Here is a 24,222-nt window from a genome sequence, read left to right as displayed (position 1 = left end):
AATTGTTGCTTTTTTGTGGGTGTTAAAAGTCAGTTTAGCAAAAGTCAAAGGACTCCATATGAATTTTAGAGAAAATATTAACTCAGAGCACAGCGTGCTTTTAGTCATCGATTTGCAAAGCAAACTGGCTCCGGCCATCGCTTCATTTAATACGACTCTAGAGTGTGCTTTACAACTTGCAAATGCAAGTGCTATTCATCAAATTCCTTCAATAATTACAGAGCATTATAAAAAAGGGCTAGGTGAAAGTGATGAGAAAATAAAGCAAGCTTTACCTAGCGCGCAGTATATTGAAAAAATAAGCTTTAGTGCCTGCGCCGAAGAGGGGTTCTTAGATACTATTTCGCTATTGCAGCGCCCTCATGTAGTAGTTACTGGTACAGAGGCGCATGTTTGTGTATTACAAACTTGTTTAGATTTACTACAACATGGTTATGCAGTGACTGTTGCTACAGATGCAATAGCCTCAAGAAATGCAGAGCACAAAGCCATTGCAGTTGAGCAGCTTCGTCAAGCAGGAGCAGTAATATCATGTGCTGAAACAATAATATTCCAATGGACAAAAAAAGCAGGGACGTCTACTTTTAAACAAATACTATCAATTGTTAAGTAGCGCACTAAAAAATTTTAAATCAACCTAATTGATAATGTTCGGCTTGATTTAAAATAAAAAATTGCCAGTTGTTAAGGGCTATACTAACAACTAGCGTGTTTAATTTATTACAAAATTAATTAAGGTTTTTATGTCTAGTGTGAGTCGATTGTTTACAATCATATTCTGTTTTTTGTTTGTCGAATCTGTTGGTATCGGCCTTTATTTCGATACACTAACAGAGGCGTTTCTGGTCGGCTTGCCCTTGTGCTTGCTTCCTATTTGGTTATTAAAAACCCAACCCGAAAGTAAAGTTACACCTCATGTTGTTGCTGCTGCAATCATGATGTTTTCATTTTTGCATATTCAGCAAGCGTATGGGCTTATTGAGGTCCATTTCGAAATATTTATTTTCCTAGCCATGCTGATAATGTTTGTTGAATGGCGAGTGTTTATTACGGCTATTGTGTTTGTTGCTATTCATCATTTATCTTTTTACTATTTACAAACGCAAAATACTGGGTTTTATGTTTTCGACCCTGATCGTTTAGCTTTTTCAACTGTGCTTATTCACGCTGCCTATGCCATAGTTGAAGCGCTTGTTGCTGGCTTTATTGCAGTGACATTAAAGCGTGAACGCCAAGCTGGTTTGTCGTTAAGTCATACCACAGAGCAAATAATGCAAGACCCAAATCAAATAAAACTTTCAATGCGAGCAGATGATACAGATAGCAGTGCAGTGGTAGGTTTTAACACGCTACTAGAATACTTGTCGGATGTTATTAAGCAGGTGCAAACGCAATCTGATTCATTAAAAAATAACTCCCAAGAGTTAATAAATGTCCATGATGAGCTGGCAGACAGTGCTAAGCACCGAAATACACAAACTGATGATATAGCTAATTCAGGTTCACAAGTTGCTCATGGTTTTAAACTGGTTGAGCAAGAAAGCAATATTTTAAAGCAGCAAGTGAGCAACATTACCGACTCTGCCCATGTTGCTTTACAAGAAGTGTTACAAACAGACAGTAAGAGTAAAGAGTTGCTCACGTTATTAACTAATACCGAAGAGCAATTAAGTCATTTAGTGGCTGCTGGAGATGTAATTACAAGCTTATTGAATGAGATATCAGGTATAGCTGATCAAACTAATTTGCTAGCGTTAAATGCTGCAATTGAAGCTGCTAGAGCCGGTGAGCATGGTCGTGGTTTTGCTGTAGTTGCAGATGAGGTTCGTTCTTTAGCGAATAACAGCCAGAAAACAACAGCTAAAATAGCATCTACATTAACAGATTTAGTGGATAACAGCCGTACTTCAACACAATCCATGAATCAGTGTGTTGAGTTTGTTGTAGATCTTACGAAAATTAGTGCCACCATGAAAGAGAATATCTCTTCCATGAGCGAGCAAATACAGGCCGTATCCACAAGTTCTGACTCAGTTGCGCAAGTAGTTGCTGAACAGGCTGGCAATACTGAGCAGATTGCAACAAGCACAGATCAAATGCGTCAACGCCAATATGAAGACGGAAAAATTGTTGATCAACTTACCGCTAAGGTACAAATGATTGATGTCAGTATCGATGTATTAGAGCAAAGTATTGCAAAATTTAACTAATAAGCGCTATTTTACTTTTACATTGATTGGTGTGTGGTTTGTGGTTGTTGTGTCGGGCTTAGTGTATTTTCAACTTGGTCAATTAAAGCCTTTTGATGAGAATAAAATGCTTGAGCGCCGTAACTGGTTTTCGCAATTTAAAGAACACGTTGTTTGGCAAAACAAAGATAGTGCGCAACTACTTATTATCACTGAAGATAATTGTGGCTGTACCATACAAGCTAAACCGCACTTATCAGCCTTACAGCGCTTTGCGAAAAATCAGGGCGTTGAGGTTCAAACATTTAAACTCAATAGCCAACTAAAGTCAGTGGTTCCGGCAACGCCAGCCGCAGTGTTAATTGATAAAAATGGTGAGTTTGTTTATGCAGGACCTTTATCAGAAGGGTTGGCTTGTTCACAAGGTAGCGGGTTTGTAGAGACCGTGATAAGCAATTTACAGGCTGGTTTTAACTCATCTTTGTTAATTGCCAACACAAAAGGGTGCTATTGCATTAACCGAGCATAAAAGAAGCTCGTTTTTATTCTACGATAACTGCTTATACTTCCTTGAACCGCCTACCTACTTTAGGTAAGCGGTTTTTTGTTGTAGGTTACTTAATCACACCATGGTTATTAAGCCATAAACACCTAGTAATACAAATACAGTGGCGGCAATAGCTCTTACTGTGTTTAATGGAATTCTTTTTAGTAACGTCTTACCGGCATAAATAACGGGTATATTTGCGATCAGCATACCAAGAGTTGTACCAATTGTTACCCACAAAACGGATTGATATTGTGCACCCAATAATACAGTCGCTATTTGAGTTTTGTCGCCAATTTCAGCAATAAAAAATAAGATTAAGGCCACTAAAAATGCCCCATAACGATCGTACTTGTGGCTAACGTCTTCGTCTTTATCGGGAATAAGCAGCCATAAGCCAACAACAATAAAGCTTATATTGACTACCCAAGGTAAGTATTCAACAGCAAAATTACCACTTAACCAATCACCAAACCAGGCAGATAAACCATGATTGATTATAGTAGCGGCAAGAATACCTAAAATAAGCGCTATTTTATTATGAAAACGTGCCGCAAGTAATAGCGATAGAAGTTGAGTTTTATCGCCTATTTCGGCAAGGGCAACAGTGACGGTAGAGGTTAAAAAAATATCCATTAATATAATCTTCAGGCGGGAATATTAAACCAAGGCAAACAGCTATCTCCCGCCATGAGGATAGTGTCTACCTAGGTCTCGCCGATAACGCTTGCTACAACATTACAAACTTACCATGCACTTAAGGTGCAATTATGTTGATAAGTTTACTCATTACTGAGCGGGCTACTCCCCTAAGAGGAGGGCGATTATTCCACAAAGTTTAAAGCAGGTAAATATATGCGGGTAACTTTTAAATTTAATAGGTCTCTTTGTGGTGTTAGTGCACAAATAAACTTGCTTTGAGCTATCAAGTCAGCTGTAATAATAAACAGATGGAAGTTGAGCAATTTGAAATTATAGACATGTGTGAAGGGATTAAAATATGCAAGGAACAATCGTTAAATCAACAATGGCAACCATTCAAAATGGAGTTATGAAAGCGGACGGAAAGTTTTGGATCACGCAAACCGACTTAAATTTTGAACCTTTTAATGAAAAATTGGGGTTAGAACAATACACAATTGCCCGCGATACAATTTTAAAAGTGGTTGAATGTAAAGGCAAGGGCGCAGGCCTTGTGCCAATAACAGCTGATGCGATAGAGGTTTTCACGCAAGATGGCAGTTCGTATCAGTTTATACTCTCAAACCCCCATGATTGGATAAGTATATTATCTAATCAAACTCGCGCTTAAAATAACCAATATGCCATCATTTAATCATTTAAATGATGGCATATAAGGTTTTTATTTAAAGTATAAGCGCTAATATGCCTCAAAATTAAAGCACCTAAACTTTAAATACATTAACTTGTCCTTGTAGCATTGCCGCAAGCTGTGCGAGTTCTTGCGATGCTTGAGCATTTTGTTGTGAGCTTTCGCTAACCGAAGTAATACTAGAACTAAATTCATTAATATTGCTGCTTAGCTCATTTGCGACCATTTTTTGCTCCTGAGTTGCGGTTGATATTTGAGTATTCATATCTGCAATTTCGGTGACTTCTTGGTTAATTTCGCTGAGCACCTGTGAAGAAAAATTAGCGTGGTCAACACTTTCTTTAGCACTGCTTTCAGCGTTACTCATAGCACTAACTGCTTGCTGAGCCATACCTTGTAGTTTTGTGATCATTTCATTAATGCTAGCGGTTGCTTTTTGAGTGTTGTGGGCAAGTTGCCTTACTTCATCGGCTACAACGGCAAATCCACGACCAGAGTCTCCAGCTCTTGCTGCTTCAATGGCTGCATTTAAAGCTAACAAGTTTGTTTGCTCAGCCACACCTTGAATCATCATCACAACTTGGTTTATATCATTGGTTTGAGTATTTAGGTCTGCAATAAGCTGCGTATTTGTATTAACCAAAGTTGAAAGCGTATTTATTGACTCGATATTATCAGCAACAGCTTGTTGTCCTTGACCTGCCTTTATGTCGGCATTTGTTGCTTTGTCAGAGGTTACTTGAGCGTTTTGAGCAACTTGCTCTATTGCACTACTCATTTGGGTAATTGCAGTTGCAATCATAGCTGATTGTTGCTCTTGCTGGGTTGCTGTACTGGCTACTTGAATACTAATTGAGTTCATTTCTTCAGCTGCTGAAGCAAGTGTTAGTGTTGCTCCTGCCATATCTTTTACTAAATCTTGGATCCGAAGTAACATATCATTAAAGTTAGATGCGGTATCTGCAATTTCGTCTTTACCCTGAACCTTAGCACGAGCTGTTAAATCGGCATTGGTTGCAATATTCGTTATGGTATCGCGTAATGACATTAATGGATTTTGTATCGAGCAGTAAATAAAGTAGGCAACAATCAGTAATAGTAAAATCAATATTGCGATCGTGGCACTCATTATTAACTTTATTAATTTATAATTTTCATCAGCTTTGACTCTAAAGTCACTCGCTTCTTTAAGTTGTAAATCAATTAAAGCCTGGTAACTGGCACTAAGCGGATCAAAGAGTTCGTAAAGCTCATAAACAAATTTATTTTGTGGTAGTGATAAAAACTCACCATTATTAATGCTTACAATTAAATTATTCAAATGCATAAGCACAGGCTTTAGTTTCTTTTCAACGTTATCTACCAAGCGCTTTTCTTCAACTGTTAGCTTTGTGCTCAAGTAAGCTTTCCATTCATTATCAGCCGTATTTCTAGCATCATTAATATTTGCTAAGAGTTCTGACTTGGTAATAGAGTCAGCACGATACTTGTGAAGTAAATCAACAATATTTACGGCGTAATTATCTGACACATGCTTAATTTGCTTAAGTGGTACGACACGGTCGTCGTATAAACTATCAATCCCTGCTACTAACCTTCCCATTGTGTTTATTGAAAAAAACGATGTAATTAAAAAAATCATAATTGGCAGCAATGCAAGCACGGCTAAACGGGTACGCACAGAATAATTGTTTAACATAGTTATCCAAAATTACAGCAATAATAAAAAAGTATAATATGAATAAAAAATTTTACTGAATTTTTACAATAAAATATTTAGGTTTAATAATTCTTATGTTTTGATTGAAGTTCCGCTTAGCGCTGTGAGTTCAACCATTCTATGCAACATACAGCTTAAATCGTTCCGCAGGTGTTTCGTATTCTAGTATTTTTCGCGGACTCTCATTGCCAAGGTGATTGTGGAACGCATGGCTTCGCCACTTATTCGACCTACGTCAAAAGGTAGGTTGGTTAAGCCGAAGACGCCACCCAACAGAGTTTCTAAGCATCAATTTAATAATGGAAAACTAACTCTAAAAAGGCGTTCATTAAACTGTGATGAAAATAAATGATTGAGTAAAGACTGACAGTATCGTTCAAACAATATTCCTATTTATTTCTTTTTCAACGATTACTATTGCACCTTCCGCATAACAAATTTATTATATAACAAATTTGTTATGCGAGTGGTTATGAAAGTTCTATTTTTGTGCACTGAAAACTCGGCGAGATCTATCATGGCCGAGGCGTTGTTAAAACATCATGGTAAAGGTGAGTACGAGGTTTACAGCGCTGGTACTGAGCCAAATAATGTGGACAGTCGAACGCTGTCAGCTATTGAACACTTTGGGTTGCGTACCGATGGTTTACGCTCAAAACACCTTGATGAAGTTAGCAATATCCATTTTGATTTTGTTATTACCCTGTGTGATAAAGCGGCAAAAGAGTGCGATAGTCGAGTTAATGGCACCAATTGCCTTGCGTGGGATTTTCCTGAACCTCGTTCCCGCAAAGAAGCCAATCCGTTTGAAAAAACACTACAAGAGCTAAATGAACGGCTCAAAATGTTTTTGCTAACAAAAGAAAAGCAAAAACTAGCGCCAATCACACCAACTACTTTTTACAAAGCGCTAGCTGATGATATTCGTTTGAAGAGTCTATTAATTATTGCTGTTGAAGGTGAAGCATGTGTTTGTGAGCTAATGACTGCTTTGAGTGAAGAGAGCCAACCTAAAGTTTCTCGTCACTTAGCACAACTTAGAAAAACGGGCATTTTATCCGATAGAAAACACCAGCAATGGGTTTTTTATTCGATCAATCCAACACTACCAGAGTGGATGAAGCAAACTATTACATCAACGGTAGTGAATGATCCCATTTTCATTGAACAAGAGCTAGCCAGATTAAATGCGATGGGTGATCGTCCCACGCGTGTAGCAAGCTGCTGTAACTAGGGAGTATTATTATGGGAATTTTTGAACGCTATTTATCTGTTTGGGTCGCTATATCAATTGCTGCTGGTGTCTCATTAGGGGTTATTTACCCGCCGCTTTTTGAAGCAATCGCAGAGCTCGAAGTGGCGCATGTTAATATCGTCGTTGCCATCTTCATTTGGGTAATGATCTACCCCATGATGGTACAAATAGATTTCTCAACAATTAAAGAGGTGGGTAAAAATCCACAAGGACTGGTGTTAACTTTAGTGATTAACTGGCTTATCAAACCATTTTCTATGGCTGCATTGGGTTGGCTTTTCTTTGAAGGATTGTTTGCAGATTTTGTTTCACCAGAAACTGCACAAGAATATATCGCAGGAATGATTTTACTTGGCGTAGCGCCATGTACGGCAATGGTATTTGTCTGGTCGCAATTAACTAAAGGTGATGCAAACTACACGTTAGTTCAAGTGTCGGTTAACGACATTATCATGATTTTTGCATTCGCCCCACTTGCCGGATTACTGCTGGGGGTATCGGATATTCATGTGCCGTGGGGAACTTTGTTCACCTCGGTTGTGTTGTACGTATTACTGCCTTTAATTGCAGGGATATTGACCAGAAAGCACTTAAATGCCTCAGGTCGCGATGAAACAACTATTACAGCCTTGTTAGAAAAGTTAAAACCATTTTCTGTCATTGGTTTATTAGCCACAGTTATGCTGTTGTTCGGCTTTCAAGCTAACACTATTTTAGACCAACCACTCAATATTTTGTTAATCGCTATTCCGCTGGTTATTCAAACGTATGGCATTTTCATCATTGCCTATTTTATTGCGCTAAAAATCAAGCTTAAACATAACATTGCAGCTCCATCGTGCTTAATTGGTACATCAAATTTCTTTGAGTTGGCTGTAGCTGTAGCGATTTCTCTTTTTGGCTTGCATTCAGGTGCAGCGCTAGCAACCGTGGTTGGTGTACTTGTAGAGGTGCCTGTGATGCTATCTCTCGTAGCGATTGTAAACAGAACAAAACATTGGTTTAACGAATAATTAAGAGGATTCTTATGCAAATGCACCCTTATGACAAACTGACACTTGATAATGGCGCTAGTTTTATATTTACGCCATGCCCAGGAACGAAAGAGGTTGATTTAACAACATCGGTAAAGCAACTAAAAGATGCGGGAGCACAAGCGATTGTTACTCTGATGTATGACGCAGAAATAAAGAAAAACGAGGCCGAAACACTTCCTCAAGTTTGTAACGAACAAGGCATAAAATGGTTTCAGTTACCTATTTTAGATGATGATGCGCCTAATAATGACTTTGCAACGGCGTTCAAATCTCACCTTGATGACGTGTTAGCTATTTTGCGTAATCAGGGCACGATAGCTGTGCACTGTAAAGGCGGTTCAGGTCGCACGGGCTTAGTGATTGGCATACTGATGTATGAGTTAGGTTACAACAAGACAAGCATTATTAACCAAGTACAGAAAGTACGCCCCAAGGCGCTTTCTAATCCTGTGCAACTTTCATTTTTTAATGAATATCAAAAAGTAGGAGTTTAACCATGACAATTAAAATTGGTATTAACGGTTTTGGCCGCATGGGCCGATTAACGCTTAGAGCAGCCTTTGGTTGGCAAAATATTGAGTTTGTGCAAATCAACGATCCTGCTGGCAACGCAGAAACACTGGCACACCTATTAAAATACGATTCAGTGCATGGCACTTGGTCACATGATGTATCTAATGATGACAATAATGTGATAATCAACGGTCAAGCTATTCGGGTCACTCAAAATCAAGCAATTAACGATACGGATTGGTCTGAATGTGATGTCGTCATTGAAGCATCAGGTAAAATGAAAAAAACCGATCTGCTGCAAGCCTACTTAGATCAAGGTGTTAAGAAGGTGGTGGTCACTGCACCAGTGAAAGAAGAAGGCGTACTCAATGTGGTGATGGGGGTTAACGACCACCTTTATAATGCTGAACAACATGCCATTGTGACAGCAGCATCTTGCACCACCAATTGCTTAGCACCAGTGATAAAAGTATTACAGGATAAAATCGGCATTAAACACGGCTCGATGACGACTATCCATGATATTACCAATACTCAAACCATTTTAGATGCTCCGCACAAAGATTTACGCAGAGCGCGTGCCTGTGGCATGAGCCTAATCCCTACCACTACGGGCTCTGCAACGGCTATTACCCATATTTTCCCTGAATTAAAAGGCAAACTAAATGGTCACGCCGTTCGCGTACCACTAGCAAATGCATCAATAACTGATTGTGTATTTGAAGTTGAGCGTGCAACAACGGAAGCTGAAATTAATGCTTGGATGAAAGAAGCGGCTGAAGGCGAGTTAAAAGGTATTTTGGGCTATGAAGAAAAGCCGCTAGTATCTATCGATTATAAAACTGACCCGCGTTCTAGCATTGTTGATGCACTGTCAACGATGGTCGTTAACGGCACTCAGTTGAAGCTGTACACATGGTATGACAACGAGTGGGGATACGCCAACAGAACGGCTGAGCTTGCTCGTAAAGTCGCTTTATCAATTTAAAGGGTAATGTAACACTATGAAGCGCTTGGCATCATTATCAGACGATATTAAGCAATACCTTGTTGTTACAGGTAATTATTGGGCATTTACCTTAACCGATGGTGCACTACGCATGTTGGTAGTGCTTCATTTCCACGCGTTAGGTTATAGCCCGCTTGGTATTGCTATGCTGTTTTTGTTTTATGAAATCTTTGGCGTTGTAACCAACTTGATTGGCGGTTTCTTAGGTGCTCGTTTAGGGCTAAATAAAACCATGAACATTGGTTTGGCTATTCAAATTGTTGCCTTGCTCATGCTAGCTGTTCCCTCTGAATGGTTAACAGTTGTATATGTGATGATTGCCCAAGCGCTTTCTGGTATTGCCAAAGACTTAAATAAAATGAGCGCTAAAAGTGCTATCAAGTCGTTGGTTACCGATGGGCAAGAAGGCACGCTTTTCAAATGGGTAGCTATATTAACAGGCTCCAAAAATGCATTAAAAGGCGTTGGCTTTTTCTTGGGTGGTTTACTGTTAACCTTATTATCGTTTAAAGGTGCAATGCTGTTGATGACGGGTGGTTTAGCACTTGTATGGTGTTACAGCCTTTACGCTTTAAAAAGTGATTTAGGAAAAGCGAAGAGCAAACCTAAGTTCACCGATATATTCTCAAAAAGTCGTTCAATTAACCTTTTGTCGGCTGCACGACTATTCTTGTTTGGTGCACGTGATGTCTGGTTTGTGATTGCACTGCCCGTATTTTTATCGCAAGCCTTTAATTGGGATCATTGGACGGTAGGCGGCTTCTTGGCACTATGGGTGATTGGCTACGGTTTCGTACAATCTATCGCACCTAAGGTAATGAATCTCAAAGAAGGGTTCTCGCCTGCTATAGAAACAACCAAATGGGCGAGTTCACTGGCACTGGTTACATTAGGTATCGCTTTATCCCTGTATTTTAATTGGCAAGTAAAAACAGTGCTTATTGCTGGTTTAATGTTGTTTGGTGTACTGTTCGCCATTAATTCATCGCTGCACAGTTATTTAATTGTTAGCATGGCAGATGCCGACGGTGTTTCCCTCGATGTTGGCTTTTACTATATGGCTAATGCGATGGGGCGTTTGATTGGTACAGTATTGTCAGGCTGGATTTTCCAGCTATATGGGTTAGCGGCTTGTTTAGCGATATCGTTTGTATTTATTACACTGGCTGGGCTTTTCTCAACAAAGTTACCAACAAAAGCAACTAAATAATTATATAGCTGATTTAATAACTATCCTATGACACTCATCCGTCAGGGGATAGTTAACTACCTCATGGCAATAAGCTTTTAGCTTAATGGTTGCATTGTGACACAAAACTACTGCCTTTCTAAAAGGAGTGAACGTATAAATTAGCTCAAAGACACCTATAAAGTATTTACCCTAAAGCGTTTTGAGGCAGAGGGAAGGTATACCGCATGATTGAAATTGGCACTGAGCCGAACCTCGGCTGTTTGGCGATAAGCAGTCAGTCGAGTTTCTCTGTTTGACGTGAAACTTTATCCGTATGACTATTAGCTTATTGGCGTTTTTTTCAATCCATTCTTAAAATTTATTTTGTTGTTATTTTCGAGTAGTTTTCGTTTAATAACATGATATTTTTTAAAGATAGCTACTGGCGAATCTTCATCCCTTTAGTGAAAGCTAATGCCGGAGCACACATAAGGAAATAGGTATAAAATGGACACTACAATACGAAAAGCTGAATCAACTGATATCGCTGCAATAAAAATGTTGTGGCAGTTTTATCAATACCATCAAAGTATATTTGACTTAGAAGATATTGGTTTAGATGGTTGCTATGATATTGATGAAGAGTATTTAGAATGTGTAGTTCGTGGTGAGGAAGACTGCAGTATTTATCTTGTACTCGTTTCTAACCAAATTGCTGGTTTTGCTACCGTAGAACCAACTGAGATCGTTGGCAAAGAAATACCTGAGTTGGCTGATATTTTTATTCTACCCAAATACCGAAAACAAGGCATTGCCAAATTTGTTATTCAAAATTTGATGCCTGTTGAAACAAATCAGTGGCATGTAGCAGTCCACTTAAACGATAGTTTAGCGTTAAAATTTTGGAATAGTTTGTTTGCTAAATTAAATGTTATGCGTGTTGATAAAGTTGACCCTCCTGAAACAGAAGGCTACCACGAGTTTGTTATCACTAATGCCTAACAAGAGACTATGGAGGGCGTTACCAATGTCTGCTCATGGCACAAAACGGAAATAGCCCACTCACTAATTCTATATTGATACATTAAGGCTTCTTCAGGCTTGTTGTAATTAATATTGTTAATTAAACTATTAAACCTACTTAAATTTAAGGCGAGACTTTAGTTAATAAATCTCAATTTAAGTGACGCTGGCTACTACCCTAAAAAGTTAACAGTAGTGAACACCCCAACAAGTTAAGTCTATTTTGAAAGCGGATTGCTTTTTATCCATTCTTTCAAGTGGTCAATGAAGTTTCTAACTATCATCGATTGGTTTTTCCTAGACGGATATAATAGGTTAATTGAAATTGATGGGTCACATTCCCAATCTTCTAAAATAACCTTTAAGCGCCCTTTTTCAACACCTTCTTTAATATGCCAATCTGACAAGAGTGCAATACCATGATCTAATTCCACCATACCCAAAACGCTATCCCCTAAGCTAGAAGAAAAGCTGGGGTTTAATTTAACTGTTTTTCGTTCACTTTCTCTAATGAATGACCAGTTAGTTTCATTCCCAACGGTTAATAAACTATGATCAGTTAAATATTCAGGTGATTGTGGTACTCCTTCTTTTTCTAAATAACTCGGCGTTGCACATAATACTCTCTTTGTATCAGATAGCTTTTGACCAATTAATGATGAATCTCGCGAAGGGCCATGTCTAATCGCCAAATCAACACCTTGTTCAGTTAAATTAACTAAACTATCTGTAGAAATGATTTCAATATTAACCTGCGGGTAACTTTCTAAAAAGCTGCTAATCACAGGTAATAGATAGCTTTGTGTAAAAGAAGCTGACGCAGTTATTTTTATTTTTCCTTTTAACGTATTAGTTGGGTCGAGGTCATGTTCAATCTCATCGCTAATACTTAAAAGTCTTTGCGCATGGTTATATAGCTTCTCACCCGTAAATGTCGGACTAAGGGTCCGTGTTGTTCTATAAAATAATTTAGCACTCAGTCTGTTTTCGAGCGCTATCAACCTTTTACTCACTGCTGCAGCCGTTAGGTTGTGAGCATCAGCAGCCATTCGAATAGATTTGAGTTCAAAAATTGTACTGAATATCTTTAGTTCTTCTATTGAATCAATCAAATTATCAACCTTTTGGAATTAATCATTAAACTTTTAGTGTGTTTTTGGTTGTTAATTATGTTGATAACATCACTTTCGTCAATAACAAAGAGGAAATTATTATGAAAGCAATAGCTATTAATGGTCATGGTGACGTTAATGTTTTACATGAAATCGAAGTTGATGCGCCAAAACCAAAACGCGGTCACGTCGTAATCGATGTAAAAGCGACAAGTGTTAACCCTGTTGATACTAAAATCCGTCAAGGCAGTGAAGGCACTGCTGGTATGACTTATCCAGCAATCCTTCACATGGATGTATCGGGCGTAATCAGTGAAGTAGGTGAAGGTGTGACTAACTTTAAAATTGGTGATGAAGTATACGGTTGTGTCGGCGGTATCGTTGGCATTCCGGGTACTCTTGCAGATAAGGTTGAAGCTGACGCTGTATTATTAGCACATAAACCTAAAACGCTTAGCTTTGGTGAGTCGGCTAGCTTGCCTTTAGTAGCAATTACAGCATGGGAAGCAATTATTGGTCGAGCTGAAATCCAGCCAAGCGATAGAGTGTTGGTTCATGGTGGTACGGGTGGCGTAGGCCACATTGGTCTTCAGCTTGCAAAAGCACTAGGTGCACATGTTACAACGACTGTTGCAGATGAAGCTCGCGCAGAAATTGCAAAACAACTAGGCGCAGATGAAACGGTACTATTCCCTACAGAAGAGCCAAAGGAATATGTTGAACGACTAACCAATGATCAAGGCTTCGATACGGTATTTGATACAGTGGGCGGGCCCGTTTTACAAAACTCATTAATCGCTGCAAAACTGAAGGGGCATGTTATCTCTACAATTGGTTATGCTGATTATAACTTAACTGAAATGCACTTTAAGGCTCTAAGGTTAGACCTAGTATTTATGGCGATTTCAATTATTCATAACATCGATAGAGAGACTCACGGTGACATTTTACGCCGACTTGCTGGGCTTGTGGATAATGGTCAAGTTAAACCTCTTATCGATAGTGTTTTCCCTTTAACTTTACAAGGAGTTAAAGATGCTCACACTCGTCTAGAGTCAGGGTTAGCCACAGGTAAAATCGTAATCGAGCGTTAAATTTCTGTTATTTAATTAAAGGCTGTGTAAGCAGCCTTATAAACCAAGATAAAGGTTAAAAATGGATAATGAAGTAATGATTGTTGTGGATATTCTATGTGAAACACAACATTACAGCACCGTATTAAATGCAATTTATGAATGTGCGAGTGACAGTATTTTTGAAAGTGGATGCGAGCGTTATGATGTTTTCCCTGATGTTAATGGGTCACAAAGAATCACATTAATTGAAATGTGGCGTGACATAGATACTTTAGAGCAACATAAGACACTGCCGCATTATCTTCAATTACAAAAGTCTTTAGAAGGTAGAGTGCTATCAGTCGATATTAAAACAGCTCGTGTGTTTTAAGGCTTGTGATAAATAAAATATCTTCGCACAATGCTTTGTATATCAGATATTAAAGCATCACTAAGATTTTACTATGAGGGTCTAGGGTTGAAAGTTCTAAAAAGGAAAGACTACTTTGAAGCAAAGTTTTCTCTTATCTTTTAGCCGCACAAGGTGATGAAAGCGCTCAAATTGAACTTACTTATAAATGGGAGCTGAGTATCAAAATACAGGAAAACTTCGGTCATATAGCTTACAGAGTTGAAAATATATACGAGACATACACTCATTTACAGGAACTAGGCATTGAAGTAAATCGATCTCCTCGAGACGGTCAAATGGCTTTTATACGCTCTGCGGATAATATTTTCGTCGAGTTGTTACAAGCAGGTGAGCTGCTACCAAAAACTGAGACTTGGGCTTCAACGCCTAACAATGAAAGTTGGTAGCGTATTTAACAAGTAACCAACGAATCGGTTGGTTTAATTTATATGAGAAAGATAGTATGAAATTTCTATTATTATTCATGACACTAGTTTTCGCGGCTCCAAGTTTTGCTGCGGATAAAATCCTTTTCGTACTGACTAGCCACAATAAAATGGGTTCGTTAGATATGAAAACAGGTTTTTGGTTAGGTGAGTTAACACATCCTTATTACGTCCTTGCTGATGCAGGCTTTGAAGTTGATGTTGCTAGCATTGAAGGTGGAATGGCCCCAATAGACCCTAAAAGTCTAGATTTTTCAGATGAAGATAATGCTAGGTTTATAAATGATAAAAAGCTCATGGCTTCAATTATAAATACAAAAGCGATTGAAGATGTAAACAGTAAAGATTATCAAGCAGTAGTTTATGCAGGCGGTCACGGAACTATGTGGGACTTCTCGAACAATGAACTTATCAATAAATTAACTGTTTCAATATATGAGCGAGGCGGTATTGTAAGCGCGATTTGTCATGGCCCAGCGGCTCTTACAGACGTCAAGCTTAGTAACGGACAATACCTCGTTAAAGGAAAAAAATTAGCTGCATTTACTAACGAGGAAGAGTCAAATGTAGGGCTAACAGAAGTTGTTCCTTTCTCACTACAGGATACATTAATGTCTAAAGGTGCAAAGCACATTTATGGTGCTGCATGGACGGTAAACGTTGTGAATGATAGGCGAGTTATTACTGGTCAAAACCCGCAATCAGCTCGTAAAGTGGGCAAAGAGATTCTGACTGAATTAAAAGGCATCAAATAGATATTTAATTTCAGACACTTATCAATTAAAGGTTTTTAAGTGAATTTCAAGAAAGAATGGGTAGTAGTACATAGTGAAAAATATCTTAATTTTAAATGGCGGTAAATGTTTCGCTCACTCTCAAGGTGAGCTTAACAATTCGCTCACAGCCTTTGCTGAAAACTTCTTTGAACAAAGTAACTGTAATGTTCGTAACACGACTATTGATAAGGGATATGATGTCGATGAAGAAATTTCTAAATGGCTGTGGGCTGACTTGGTAATCTTTCAGATGCCCGCATGGTGGATGGGGCCTCCTTGGACTGTGAAAAAGTACATGGATGAGGTGTTTACCAAAGGGCACGGGAAGTTGTATGAAAGCGACGGTAGGTCTAGAGGTGATATTTCAAAGCAGTATGGATCTGGAGGTTTACTTCACGGTAAAAAGTACATGCTTTCTGTCACGTGGAATGCCCCAATAGATGCGTTCATCGATAGTGAGCAGTTTTTTGAGGGGACTGGGGTAGATGGTGTGTATTTACCCGTGCATAAAGCAAATCAGTTTTTAGGAATGAAGCCACTAGAAACTTTTATTTGCAGCGATGTTATGAAAAATCCCCAAGTAAAAGTCGATATGGAGCGATATAAACTACATTTGGGTGCAGCACTTAAGATCTGATTTAGCATTGTTAAGTATTTTTAAGTAGCTCTACTCTACGGACTTTATGCCTCATAAAAACACCTTGTTCTTACTTACATGGTGTTTTACCTAGATAGTCAGCTAATATATGAAGCTACAGCTCCGTTGCAAGTTATCAACGACTAGTTAATAACTTACTACAGAAAGCGTAAAAAAGTCTTTAAGTTAAAATATGTGGGACATAAGCGATTTTTATGTGAATGTCTGCTTATTTCACAAACCGTACAGAGTCCATGCACTAATTTTGTATTTATACATTAAGGTTTCTTCAGCCTTAATGAAATTAATTTAAATCATTCAACTATTTAACTAAACCTACTTAAATTTAAGGCGAGACTTTAGTTAATAAATCTCAATTTAAGTGCCATACTTCGAATGAAATTCAAACAATTCTCAACCTGCCGCGAATTCTCAACTTAAGTGGCGTTGGCCAAAAAAATGCAAAAAATTCAAATTTTATAAAAAACCAATTGATAACTATTTTCGTTTAGATTAATATAAACCCACTAAATAAAATTGAGAGTTGTTTGTATTCATGTATGTTTGTCTTTGTCACGGTGTGACCGATAAAAAAATTGAGCAAACCATCGACGATGGTGCTACTACCATGCGCGAGCTAACTAAAGAGCTTAAAGTGGGCAGCCAATGCGGTAAGTGTTGTTGCTGTACTAAAAAGATCCTCAATCGTAAACTGATTCAAATTGCAGATATAACCGATCAAGTGGCTTAATAGTAATTTATAAAAGTAGGCCCTATCTAAACGAATTGGTATAACATTTAAAAAATTAAACATAAAAAAAGCAGCCTTAGCTGCTTTTTTTGTATTTATAACTTTAACCTACAATTGCGATTGTAAGTAGTTTTCAAGCCCAGTGTTTTTGATCAGCAGTTGCTGTGTTTCTAGCCAATCAATTTGCTCTTCTTGCTCATTTAAAATGTTATCGAGCGCTTCACGGCTAATGTAATCTTTTTTACTTTCAGCTAGTTTAATCGCAGCACGTAGCTCATCTACTGTATCAAGTTCAAAGCTCATGTTAGCGGCAATCATTTCTTCGCTGTTTTCACCAATGCGTAAGCGTCCTAAATCTTGAAGGTTAGGCAGGCCTTCTAAAAATAAAATACGCTCAATTAAACGATCGGCGTTTTTCATTTTTTGTATCGATACTTTGTAATCAGCTTTGTCTAGTTTACTAAAACCAAAATCTTTAAACATGCGTGCATGTAAAAAGTATTGGTTAATACCCACAAGCTCATTAGCAAGTACTTTATTTAGTGCTGCAATAACGTCTTTATCGCCTTTCATAATATAAGTCCTTATTCGCCCATTTGAGCTTGGTGATAGTTTTGAGTGCCAATTTTGTCAATCAGACCCAGTTGTTGCTCTAACCAGTAAACGTGATCTTCTTCGGTATCAAATAATAGCTTTTCTAAAATTTCACGAGATTGATAATCTTGCTGTTGTTCACAGATAGCAATAACCTCTTTAACACACTCAACCACTTCAAGTTCTAAGGTTAAGTCGTTTTGCATCATGCTTTTTACATCGTCACCAATTAACAGATCACGACGTTTAGTCATGTTTGGTACGCCTTCTAAAAAAAGAATACGCTTGATTAGCCAATCAGCGTGATCTTTTTCTTCTTCCATTTCATGGTTAAGACGCTCATAAAGTTTGTTTAAGCCCCAATCGTCGTACATACGAGAATGAATAAAATACTGGTCAATAGCAGCTAATTCGTTAGCTAACAATGTATTGAAGGCGTCGATTACTTTTTGATTACCTTTCATAGCGCTTATCCTAAAAATTCTAATTGTGGCTAGTCTAGTATATAGGCACAGAATTGCAAGTAATTTACTTATAAATCATATGGTTAATATTGAGTTTGATTCTCGTTTAAGTTTGCATTGCTGGTTAATAAATGGACAAGTTGTTATTTGTATTTTAGATCAGCAAGTTAGTTGAGGGTATAAGCGCGTTCATACCGTAAAAGTATGAACGCGTAAGTGATCAAAATTGATAAGTAACACCCACTGTGGCCGTTGTACCTAAACCTTTAATGTTGTATCCACCATAGGTGTAAGATTGCGCACGGGCAGGGAAGTAGTCTTGATTAAATAGGTTTTCTATCCCGATAAAACCTTGCCAGTTGTCTGCAAACTGATACTGACCGCTTAAATTAAAAACCGTGTAGTTATCGACAGGCCCCTGATCGCCAACATATTTACCATTATCATTAGGAGCAAAGCGTTTTCTATCACCCACATACAAGTAACTTAATGTTAGTGACAGGGTGTCCGTAGGTTGCCAGTTAAGGTTGGCTGTGGCTTTTGGTGGACTGATTTGCTTAGAGCCTAAATATATATCTGCTTCAGTATTTTTACCTTCTACATAACTATACGTTGCCAGTAATTTAAGAGATGGGTTTATGGTGTAGTCTACTAAGGCTTCATAACCCCAAATTTTTTGAGGTGCTCTAACCGGTTCATAAACACCCGTTACTTCATTAAATTTGTTTGTAGTGCCAAGCTCAGAGGTGCTTCGATATGCTGCGACTTCTAAACGAACTGCATCAAATTGAGAGTTAAAACCAATTTCATAATTATCGATAATTGAAGCTTGTGTTTGAATAAGGCCTATATCATTTACTGTAGCAGAGCGAAGTAGGCGGCCAATATCAGATATATCAGATCCCTGTGAGTAGTTTAAAAAGGGGCTGAATCTTTCATCTAGATTGTATTTGATGCCCACGTTATAGGTTGTAGCATTGTAATCAACTGTGTCGCCTTTTACGCTAATTGGCACAGAGCATTGCGTGGCTGTTTTACATAATTTAAGCGTGCGATAATCGTCTACGCTAAGGTCGATATTTTCTTTGCGTACACCGGCCTTTATTATTAAGTCATTAGCAATAACCCACTTAGTTTGTAAAAAGCCCGCGACACTTTTCATGTCCATTTCTGGCACCCAAACCCGGCCATCAACTAGCGGTTGTGCAGTCACATCATTTAATGCATCAATTCCGTAAATAAATGACGCTTCAACTGAGTCAAAGTCAACCTGGGTATTAAAAGTTGCTCTGGCGCCTTTTTTTTCTGAACTTATAACGGATTGACCACCTTGATAATTCTCATCAGGATTGGCAAGGCTTGGAGAGAAGAAAAACACATTTTCTATATCTTGCGTATAGAGGTCTAACGTCATTTGTGTGTTTTCAAGCAGTGCGTAGTCGGTGTATTTTAAGGTTATATTTTCGTTGCCTTCTGGCCCTTGGGGTTTACCTTGTTTTTGCAATTCTGACGGCACATGAATGGCGTAGGTTTTTTCTCCTAGGCTCATATCACCAACAACATCGCCTAAATCGGTTTTTTGTTGTGAACTAAAGTAGTTATAACTAAATTGGAGTTGCTTTTCATCATCAAAGTCATAGCCAAGCTTAGTGAAGTAATTTTGTGTAACGGCATCAGATAAACCATATTGTAAACCGAGAATATCGCCTTGCGAATCGCGTTGTACACCGTTTTCTTCATAGCTTGCAGTTACTAAGTAGCTAAATTTATCGGCACGACCATTCAATGCAGCAGATACCCTTGCGCCGGCGCTTTCTTCGAGTTTTACCGCACTAAAACGACTCGATAAGCTTATTTCACCTTGGGTTTGGCCATCGCTTTGTGCTTGCTTGGTAATATAGTTAATAATTCCGCCTGATGCGCCGTTACCATAAATCGACGTTGCTCCTTTAATGACTTCTATTCGACCTATTGCGCTTGGATCTAAGGTTTTTACGCCTAATGATCCGTTACGCAGTGGTGTTGATTGTGGCACGCCATCAATCATGATCAGTGGGGCGCGTCCGCGTAGAGTTTGTCCTGAATTACTTGAGCTTCCAGTATCTGGAGCAAGGCCAGGAACCATTTGTGCTAAAAGGCTTTGTAATTCTGGATTAACTTTTAAATGTGCTTCTATTTGTTTTTGACTAATAATAGTTATGGAAGCAGGGACCTCATCAATACTTTCAAAAACACGACTCCCCGAAACAATAACGTGCTCCATTTCTGTTTGATTTAAATTTCTTTGGATCGTTGATTCGTCTGCAATACTGGCGCCACTGACTATTAATGCTATTAAGCTCAGAGATGTTTTAAACATGCGGGTCCTTCGTTTGAATGGTTTAAGTGTATTAATGATGGGCGCAATATTAAGAGTAATTTAAAGTAAACGCAAGGTTAATGATAATCATTTCTATTTGTGTTTTAGGTGCTGGTAGGGATTTGAATATAACGTTGTGTTAAAAATAGATGTTTTACTCGTACCGATAGTGGATTATTGTTAGCAGGCCTTCTGCGTTATGTTGCACAAGGCATTAAAATAAAGATGCGTTCAGCTTTAATTACAAGGCACCTTGTAGAATCACACCGAGGTTAATAGCACTCAATTACGCAGTGCTCAATTGCAAATTCATCATGTAAATAGTTTTTGATGGCGTTAAGCTCAATAGGGGTATCTGTTTGCATCACAATTTCACAGTGAGTAGTAGTATCGTCCAGTTGCCATGCTTTTATAGATTTTATTTGCGTAATGGCAAACTGTTGCAGTAATTTTTTGCTGATAAGTTGCTGGTCAAAACCAATGGGGGCTGCTTGCATTAAAATACTGCAGCTCGCTTTAAGTAATAATACACCATGATAAATAACATATAGTGATATTAAAATGGTCGCTATTAAATCAACTACATACCATTGATATAAAATAATTAAAGTACCCGCAATAATAACGACTATTGATGCCATTGCATCCGATACGTTATGAATAAACGCTGCCTTTATATTCATATTGTTTTTAGCGCCAGCTTTATAAGTTAACAACGCAGTGACTAAATCAATGAGTAGCGCAAATGCAGCAACCCACACAATAATCCAACCGTTAATTGGTTGGGGGTTTAAATAACTATTTATCGCTTCAAAAATTAAATAACCACCGATGACTATTAACGTAGTGCTATTAAAAAGGGTTGCTAGTATCTCTGCACGTTTGTAGCCAAAATGATGGGTTGTATCAGCCTGCTTATTGCCAATTTTTCGAGCAACGAGGGCGATAAAAATAGAAGCCGCATCACTTAGGTTATGTAGAGCATCGGCAATTAATGAAAGACTGCCAGAAAATACGCCGCCAACAACTTGCACTACAGTCAGTAAAACATTTATAAATACGGCAAGAGTGAGCTGTTTATCACTTTGGTTATCATCAACGTGACTGTGTGTGTGACCATGACCCATTTTAGTTAAACTCCCTTATTGCTTTACTTTTTTATCATAATGACAACTTTTAACCATTTATAAAAGCGCTGTTTTAATTTGTTTTTTAGATACCCTAATGGCTAAATTTAAATAAGCCCGTGATAGTTACGTATTGAATATAAAAACGATATGCTAGGGTACAAATAAATGTATTAATGGCTTAAGTTATCATAATTATTTAGGCACTTTTTATTTTAAATTTAATAGGCATAAAAGCAGTTTTTAAAGGATCAATAACAATGAACACAGCAATAGAAATTCGCGATGCACAGCCAAGTGATGCTAAAACAATTCTGCATTTTATTAATGAGCTTGCCATTTACGAAAAAGAGCCAGATGCAGTTAAAACCAATGAGCAAGCCATTTTAGATACACTTTTTTGCGACGGCGCAACAGCGCACAGTTTAATTTGTTTACAAGATGGTGAGCCGATTGGTTTTGCAGTGTATTTTTACAACTACTCTACTTGGTTAGGTAAAAATGGTCTCTATTTAGAAGATTTATATGTTAGCCCAGATAGCCGTGGAAATGGTGCCGGTAAAGCAATCATGAAAGAGCTGGCAAACAGAGCAATAAGCAAAGACTGTGGCCGCTTTGAGTGGGTAGTGCTTGATTGGAATAAACCCGCGATTGATTTTTATAATAGCATGGGCGCTGAGCCTCAGAATGAATGGATTATATATCGTTTAACGGGTCAGGCATTGATTGATTTTGCAAACAAAGATTAGTACCGAATATGGCCAGTATTATATCTAGTTTTTGTTAAGCTAAGCGCTACATAATTTATAAGAGCAATTTATGGTTAATCAGCATTGGCAAAAAGCGCGTCAGAGCCGCGATGCGCGTTTTGATGGGCTTTTTTATGTAGCGGTAAAAACCACAGGTATTTATTGTCGGCCAATTTGCCCTGCGCCCACTGCGCATGAAAAAAATGTAACTTACTATCAGTTTGCGCACTCTGCTGCGCAAGCAGGGTTTAGGCCTTGTATACGTTGTAGGCCCGATAGTGCACCAGGTAGTGCTGCTTGGCTGGGATCAAAAACCACGGCATTGCGTGCTAAACAGTTAATTGATCAATATAACGAGTGTGATTGTGAAGTACTTGCCGCGCGTTTAGGAATAAGCAGCCGCTATTTAAGGCGGCTTTTTTCTCAATATTTTGGTCTTTCAGTTACTCAATATCGGTTATTTAACCAATGCCATTTTGCAAAAAAATTGATTCAAGAAACCAGCTTACCGCTTACCGAGATAGCGTTTGCCTCCGGCTTTAAAAGTGTAAGACGATTCAATGATGCTTTTTTAAAACAACTTAATATTGCGCCCTCAGTGCTCAGAACCGCCAAGCACCCAACTGATCTTGGGCTGACCTTAATTTTGCCTTTTCGTCCGCCGTATAACTGGCAGGCATTGCATGGGTTTTTAGCAAAACGACTAATAGAGCCAATAGAGTGGTTATCGCCAACCAGTTATGGGCGTACTTTTACTTATAAATCGTGTAGAGGCCGCTTTAATGCTGAATTTATTGCAGATAAACATCATTTTCGGGTGCAAATCGATATAGATAATACGCAATATTTACAGCCAGTTATTAACAACATTCGCCGTGTACTTGATTTAGATGCAGATACTTATTTAATTGAGGCGCATTTAAACGAGCATATTAATAATGCATTTCCACTTACTAAAGGCTTAAGGTTACCAGGTATTTGGTCAACCTTTGAAGCGGGTATTCGCGCTGTGTTAGGTCAGCAGGTGAGTGTGACTGCGGCGCACAATTTAGTGACTCAATTGGTGCATCAGCTTGCAGATCAGCAAGAAGGAAATGTGTACTTTCCAGCACCTAAAGTAGTGGCAGGCAGTGACTTTACTTTTTTTAAAATGCCGCAGGCACGTAAAAATGCACTGCATAATCTTGCTGATTTTTGTGCTACTCATCCCGAGGAGGATGATTTAGACCAATGGCTTACTTTAAAAGGAATTGGCCCTTGGACGGTTAATTACGCAAAACTGCGCGGTCAAAGCCAACCCGATATTTTACTTGATGGTGATTTAGGGGTTAAAAAAGCCCAAGCGGCAGCAAGCTCGTTTGAATCTGCGAACTGTGCACCATTTCGATCTTACTTAACTTTTCAACTTTGGCAGCAATTATGATAGTGCAAACCAGTTTACCCAGCCCGATTGACGATATTATTATTCAGGCAACTGAAAACGGTATTAGTTATGTGGGGTTTTATCCACCGACCAGTTATATTAGTACCCCTTTAAATAAGGTGACTAATTCACATGTTTTATCTTGTGTGGCACAGCTTAACGAGTACTTTGCTCATACGCGTACTGAGTTTGATTTAGAGCTTGATACTGGCGGCACACCATTTCAGCAAAGCGTATGGCAGGCATTACAAAGCGTACCGTTTGCTAAAGTGGCAACCTATAAAGATATTGCCATACAATTAAATAATCCTAAAGCAGTGAGGGCGGTGGGGGCTGCAAATGGTAAAAATCCAATCAGTATTATTGTGCCGTGTCACCGCATCATTGGTGCAAATAAAAAGCTAACTGGTTATGCAGGTGGCCTAGAGCGCAAGCAATGGTTACTAGAGCATGAAGCAAAATAAATAACCTGAACTCCGGCTAATAAATCCATCTCAAGCAGCTATTTTCAGCGCTAACT

27 protein-coding genes are annotated in these 24,222 nt (G+C 38.4%); 20 read left to right on the top strand and 7 right to left on the bottom strand.

The genetic code is table 11. The annotated features are described in order from the left end of the window. Nucleotides 1–58 precede the first annotated feature (58 nt). The 3 genes from FHG08_RS17765 to FHG08_RS17755 all read left to right on the top strand — a co-directional run bounded on the left by FHG08_RS17765 (nt 59) and on the right by FHG08_RS17755 (nt 2,718). Nucleotides 59–613 (top strand): isochorismatase family protein, encoded by a 555-nt coding sequence (locus tag FHG08_RS17765; protein ID WP_138606764.1) that lies wholly within the window; start codon nt 59–61, stop codon nt 611–613. Nucleotides 614–743: 130 nt separating this feature from the next. Next, nucleotides 744–2,210, top strand: a complete 1,467-nt coding sequence (locus FHG08_RS17760; RefSeq protein ID WP_138606766.1) for a methyl-accepting chemotaxis protein — start codon at nt 744–746, stop codon at nt 2,208–2,210. Then, a complete protein-coding gene (locus FHG08_RS17755) occupies nt 2,194–2,718 on the top strand; it encodes a DUF6436 domain-containing protein (RefSeq protein ID WP_178957385.1) in 525 nt (174 codons plus the stop codon). The genes FHG08_RS17760 and FHG08_RS17755 overlap by 17 nt, the downstream gene beginning before the upstream one ends. 93 nt (nt 2,719–2,811) lie before the next feature. Here FHG08_RS17755 and FHG08_RS17750 read toward each other — a convergent pair whose 3' ends face one another. Further along, complete coding sequence (locus tag FHG08_RS17750; protein WP_178957383.1) at nt 2,812–3,372, bottom strand: TMEM165/GDT1 family protein; 561 nt, start codon at nt 3,370–3,372, stop codon at nt 2,812–2,814. A gap of 364 nt (nt 3,373–3,736) precedes the next feature. Between FHG08_RS17750 and FHG08_RS17745 the strand changes: the two genes are divergently transcribed. Next, entirely contained in the window at nt 3,737–4,048 is a 312-nt protein-coding gene (locus tag FHG08_RS17745; RefSeq protein ID WP_178957381.1) for a hypothetical protein, read from the top strand. Between the two features lie 94 nt (nt 4,049–4,142). On the opposite strand, the gene FHG08_RS17740 is transcribed toward FHG08_RS17745, so the two are convergent. Further along, entirely contained in the window at nt 4,143–5,768 is a 1,626-nt protein-coding gene (locus tag FHG08_RS17740; protein WP_178957379.1) for a methyl-accepting chemotaxis protein, read from the bottom strand. Between the two features lie 493 nt (nt 5,769–6,261). Between FHG08_RS17740 and FHG08_RS17735 the strand changes: the two genes are divergently transcribed. The 6 genes from FHG08_RS17735 (at nt 6,262) to FHG08_RS17710 (ending at nt 11,776) form a co-directional block, all read left to right on the top strand. After that, a complete protein-coding gene (locus FHG08_RS17735; RefSeq protein ID WP_036983845.1) occupies nt 6,262–7,023 on the top strand; it encodes a metalloregulator ArsR/SmtB family transcription factor in 762 nt (253 codons plus the stop codon). Nucleotides 7,024–7,034: 11 nt separating this feature from the next. Continuing rightward, nucleotides 7,035–8,057: an ACR3 family arsenite efflux transporter gene (gene arsB, locus FHG08_RS17730; RefSeq protein WP_178957377.1), complete on the top strand. Its 1,023-nt coding sequence runs from the start codon at nt 7,035–7,037 to the stop codon at nt 8,055–8,057. A gap of 14 nt (nt 8,058–8,071) precedes the next feature. After that, nucleotides 8,072–8,575: a dual specificity protein phosphatase family protein gene (locus FHG08_RS17725; RefSeq protein WP_178957375.1), complete on the top strand. Its 504-nt coding sequence runs from the start codon at nt 8,072–8,074 to the stop codon at nt 8,573–8,575. 2 nt (nt 8,576–8,577) lie between these two features. Then, nucleotides 8,578–9,582 (top strand): ArsJ-associated glyceraldehyde-3-phosphate dehydrogenase, encoded by a 1,005-nt coding sequence (locus FHG08_RS17720; protein ID WP_178957373.1) that lies wholly within the window; start codon nt 8,578–8,580, stop codon nt 9,580–9,582. Nucleotides 9,583–9,598: 16 nt separating this feature from the next. Then, the gene (gene arsJ, locus FHG08_RS17715) at nt 9,599–10,813 is read left to right on the top strand and encodes an organoarsenical effux MFS transporter ArsJ (protein ID WP_178957371.1); all 1,215 of its coding nucleotides are present in this window, start codon (nt 9,599–9,601) and stop codon (nt 10,811–10,813) included. 468 nt (nt 10,814–11,281) lie between these two features. After that, nucleotides 11,282–11,776: a GNAT family N-acetyltransferase gene (locus FHG08_RS17710; protein ID WP_178957369.1), complete on the top strand. Its 495-nt coding sequence runs from the start codon at nt 11,282–11,284 to the stop codon at nt 11,774–11,776. Between the two features lie 239 nt (nt 11,777–12,015). Here the strand turns inward: FHG08_RS17710 and FHG08_RS17705 are convergent, their stop codons facing one another. Continuing rightward, nucleotides 12,016–12,909 (bottom strand): LysR family transcriptional regulator, encoded by an 894-nt coding sequence (locus tag FHG08_RS17705; protein ID WP_178957367.1) that lies wholly within the window; start codon nt 12,907–12,909, stop codon nt 12,016–12,018. Between the two features lie 101 nt (nt 12,910–13,010). On the opposite strand from FHG08_RS17705, the gene FHG08_RS17700 reads away from it, so the two are divergent. The 7 genes from FHG08_RS17700 (at nt 13,011) to FHG08_RS17680 (ending at nt 16,986) form a co-directional block, all read left to right on the top strand. Continuing rightward, nucleotides 13,011–14,003, top strand: coding sequence for a zinc-binding dehydrogenase (locus tag FHG08_RS17700; protein ID WP_178957365.1), 993 nt, complete (start codon nt 13,011–13,013; stop codon nt 14,001–14,003). Between the two features lie 61 nt (nt 14,004–14,064). Further along, complete coding sequence (locus FHG08_RS17695; protein ID WP_178957363.1) at nt 14,065–14,355, top strand: putative quinol monooxygenase; 291 nt, start codon at nt 14,065–14,067, stop codon at nt 14,353–14,355. 30 nt (nt 14,356–14,385) lie between these two features. Continuing rightward, nucleotides 14,386–14,499 (top strand): VOC family protein, encoded by a 114-nt coding sequence (locus tag FHG08_RS19275; protein WP_372239240.1) that lies wholly within the window; start codon nt 14,386–14,388, stop codon nt 14,497–14,499. Nucleotides 14,500–14,525: 26 nt separating this feature from the next. Continuing rightward, nucleotides 14,526–14,783 (top strand): VOC family protein, encoded by a 258-nt coding sequence (locus FHG08_RS19270; RefSeq protein ID WP_372239242.1) that lies wholly within the window; start codon nt 14,526–14,528, stop codon nt 14,781–14,783. A gap of 56 nt (nt 14,784–14,839) precedes the next feature. Next, nucleotides 14,840–15,577 (top strand): type 1 glutamine amidotransferase domain-containing protein, encoded by a 738-nt coding sequence (locus FHG08_RS17690; protein WP_218648507.1) that lies wholly within the window; start codon nt 14,840–14,842, stop codon nt 15,575–15,577. Between the two features lie 73 nt (nt 15,578–15,650). After that, nucleotides 15,651–16,235: an NAD(P)H-dependent oxidoreductase gene (locus tag FHG08_RS17685; protein WP_178957361.1), complete on the top strand. Its 585-nt coding sequence runs from the start codon at nt 15,651–15,653 to the stop codon at nt 16,233–16,235. Nucleotides 16,236–16,791: 556 nt separating this feature from the next. Then, nucleotides 16,792–16,986, top strand: coding sequence for a (2Fe-2S)-binding protein (locus FHG08_RS17680; protein WP_010389142.1), 195 nt, complete (start codon nt 16,792–16,794; stop codon nt 16,984–16,986). A 108-nt stretch (nt 16,987–17,094) separates the two neighbouring features. Here the strand turns inward: FHG08_RS17680 and bfr (FHG08_RS17675) are convergent, their stop codons facing one another. The 4 genes from bfr (FHG08_RS17675) to FHG08_RS17660 all read right to left on the bottom strand — a co-directional run bounded on the left by bfr (FHG08_RS17675) (nt 17,095) and on the right by FHG08_RS17660 (nt 21,530). Further along, nucleotides 17,095–17,559: a bacterioferritin gene (gene bfr / locus FHG08_RS17675; protein WP_008112262.1), complete on the bottom strand. Its 465-nt coding sequence runs from the start codon at nt 17,557–17,559 to the stop codon at nt 17,095–17,097. An 11-nt stretch (nt 17,560–17,570) separates the two neighbouring features. Next, nucleotides 17,571–18,044 carry a bacterioferritin gene (gene bfr, locus FHG08_RS17670; RefSeq protein ID WP_013463107.1) on the bottom strand — a complete coding sequence of 158 codons (474 nt, stop codon included), beginning with the start codon at nt 18,042–18,044 and terminating at the stop codon, nt 17,571–17,573. A 220-nt stretch (nt 18,045–18,264) separates the two neighbouring features. Continuing rightward, nucleotides 18,265–20,403 carry a TonB-dependent receptor gene (locus tag FHG08_RS17665; RefSeq protein ID WP_178957359.1) on the bottom strand — a complete coding sequence of 713 codons (2,139 nt, stop codon included), beginning with the start codon at nt 20,401–20,403 and terminating at the stop codon, nt 18,265–18,267. A 272-nt stretch (nt 20,404–20,675) separates the two neighbouring features. Beyond that, a complete protein-coding gene (locus FHG08_RS17660; protein ID WP_178957357.1) occupies nt 20,676–21,530 on the bottom strand; it encodes a cation diffusion facilitator family transporter in 855 nt (284 codons plus the stop codon). A gap of 260 nt (nt 21,531–21,790) precedes the next feature. On the opposite strand from FHG08_RS17660, the gene FHG08_RS17655 reads away from it, so the two are divergent. The 3 genes from FHG08_RS17655 to FHG08_RS17645 all read left to right on the top strand — a co-directional run bounded on the left by FHG08_RS17655 (nt 21,791) and on the right by FHG08_RS17645 (nt 24,166). Continuing rightward, entirely contained in the window at nt 21,791–22,279 is a 489-nt protein-coding gene (locus tag FHG08_RS17655) for a GNAT family N-acetyltransferase (protein ID WP_178957355.1), read from the top strand. 70 nt (nt 22,280–22,349) lie between these two features. Continuing rightward, entirely contained in the window at nt 22,350–23,702 is a 1,353-nt protein-coding gene (locus FHG08_RS17650) for a DNA-3-methyladenine glycosylase 2 family protein (protein WP_178957353.1), read from the top strand. After that, nucleotides 23,699–24,166 carry a methylated-DNA--[protein]-cysteine S-methyltransferase gene (locus FHG08_RS17645; protein ID WP_138626956.1) on the top strand — a complete coding sequence of 156 codons (468 nt, stop codon included), beginning with the start codon at nt 23,699–23,701 and terminating at the stop codon, nt 24,164–24,166. The genes FHG08_RS17650 and FHG08_RS17645 overlap by 4 nt, the downstream gene beginning before the upstream one ends. Nucleotides 24,167–24,222 lie beyond the last annotated feature (56 nt).

The sequence above is a fragment of the Pseudoalteromonas sp. Scap03 genome, from assembly GCF_013393115.1.
Lineage (GTDB): Bacteria > Pseudomonadota > Gammaproteobacteria > Enterobacterales > Alteromonadaceae > Pseudoalteromonas.
Note: the sequence above shows the minus strand (reverse complement) of the source record. Positions and strands in the feature narration are given on the sequence as shown.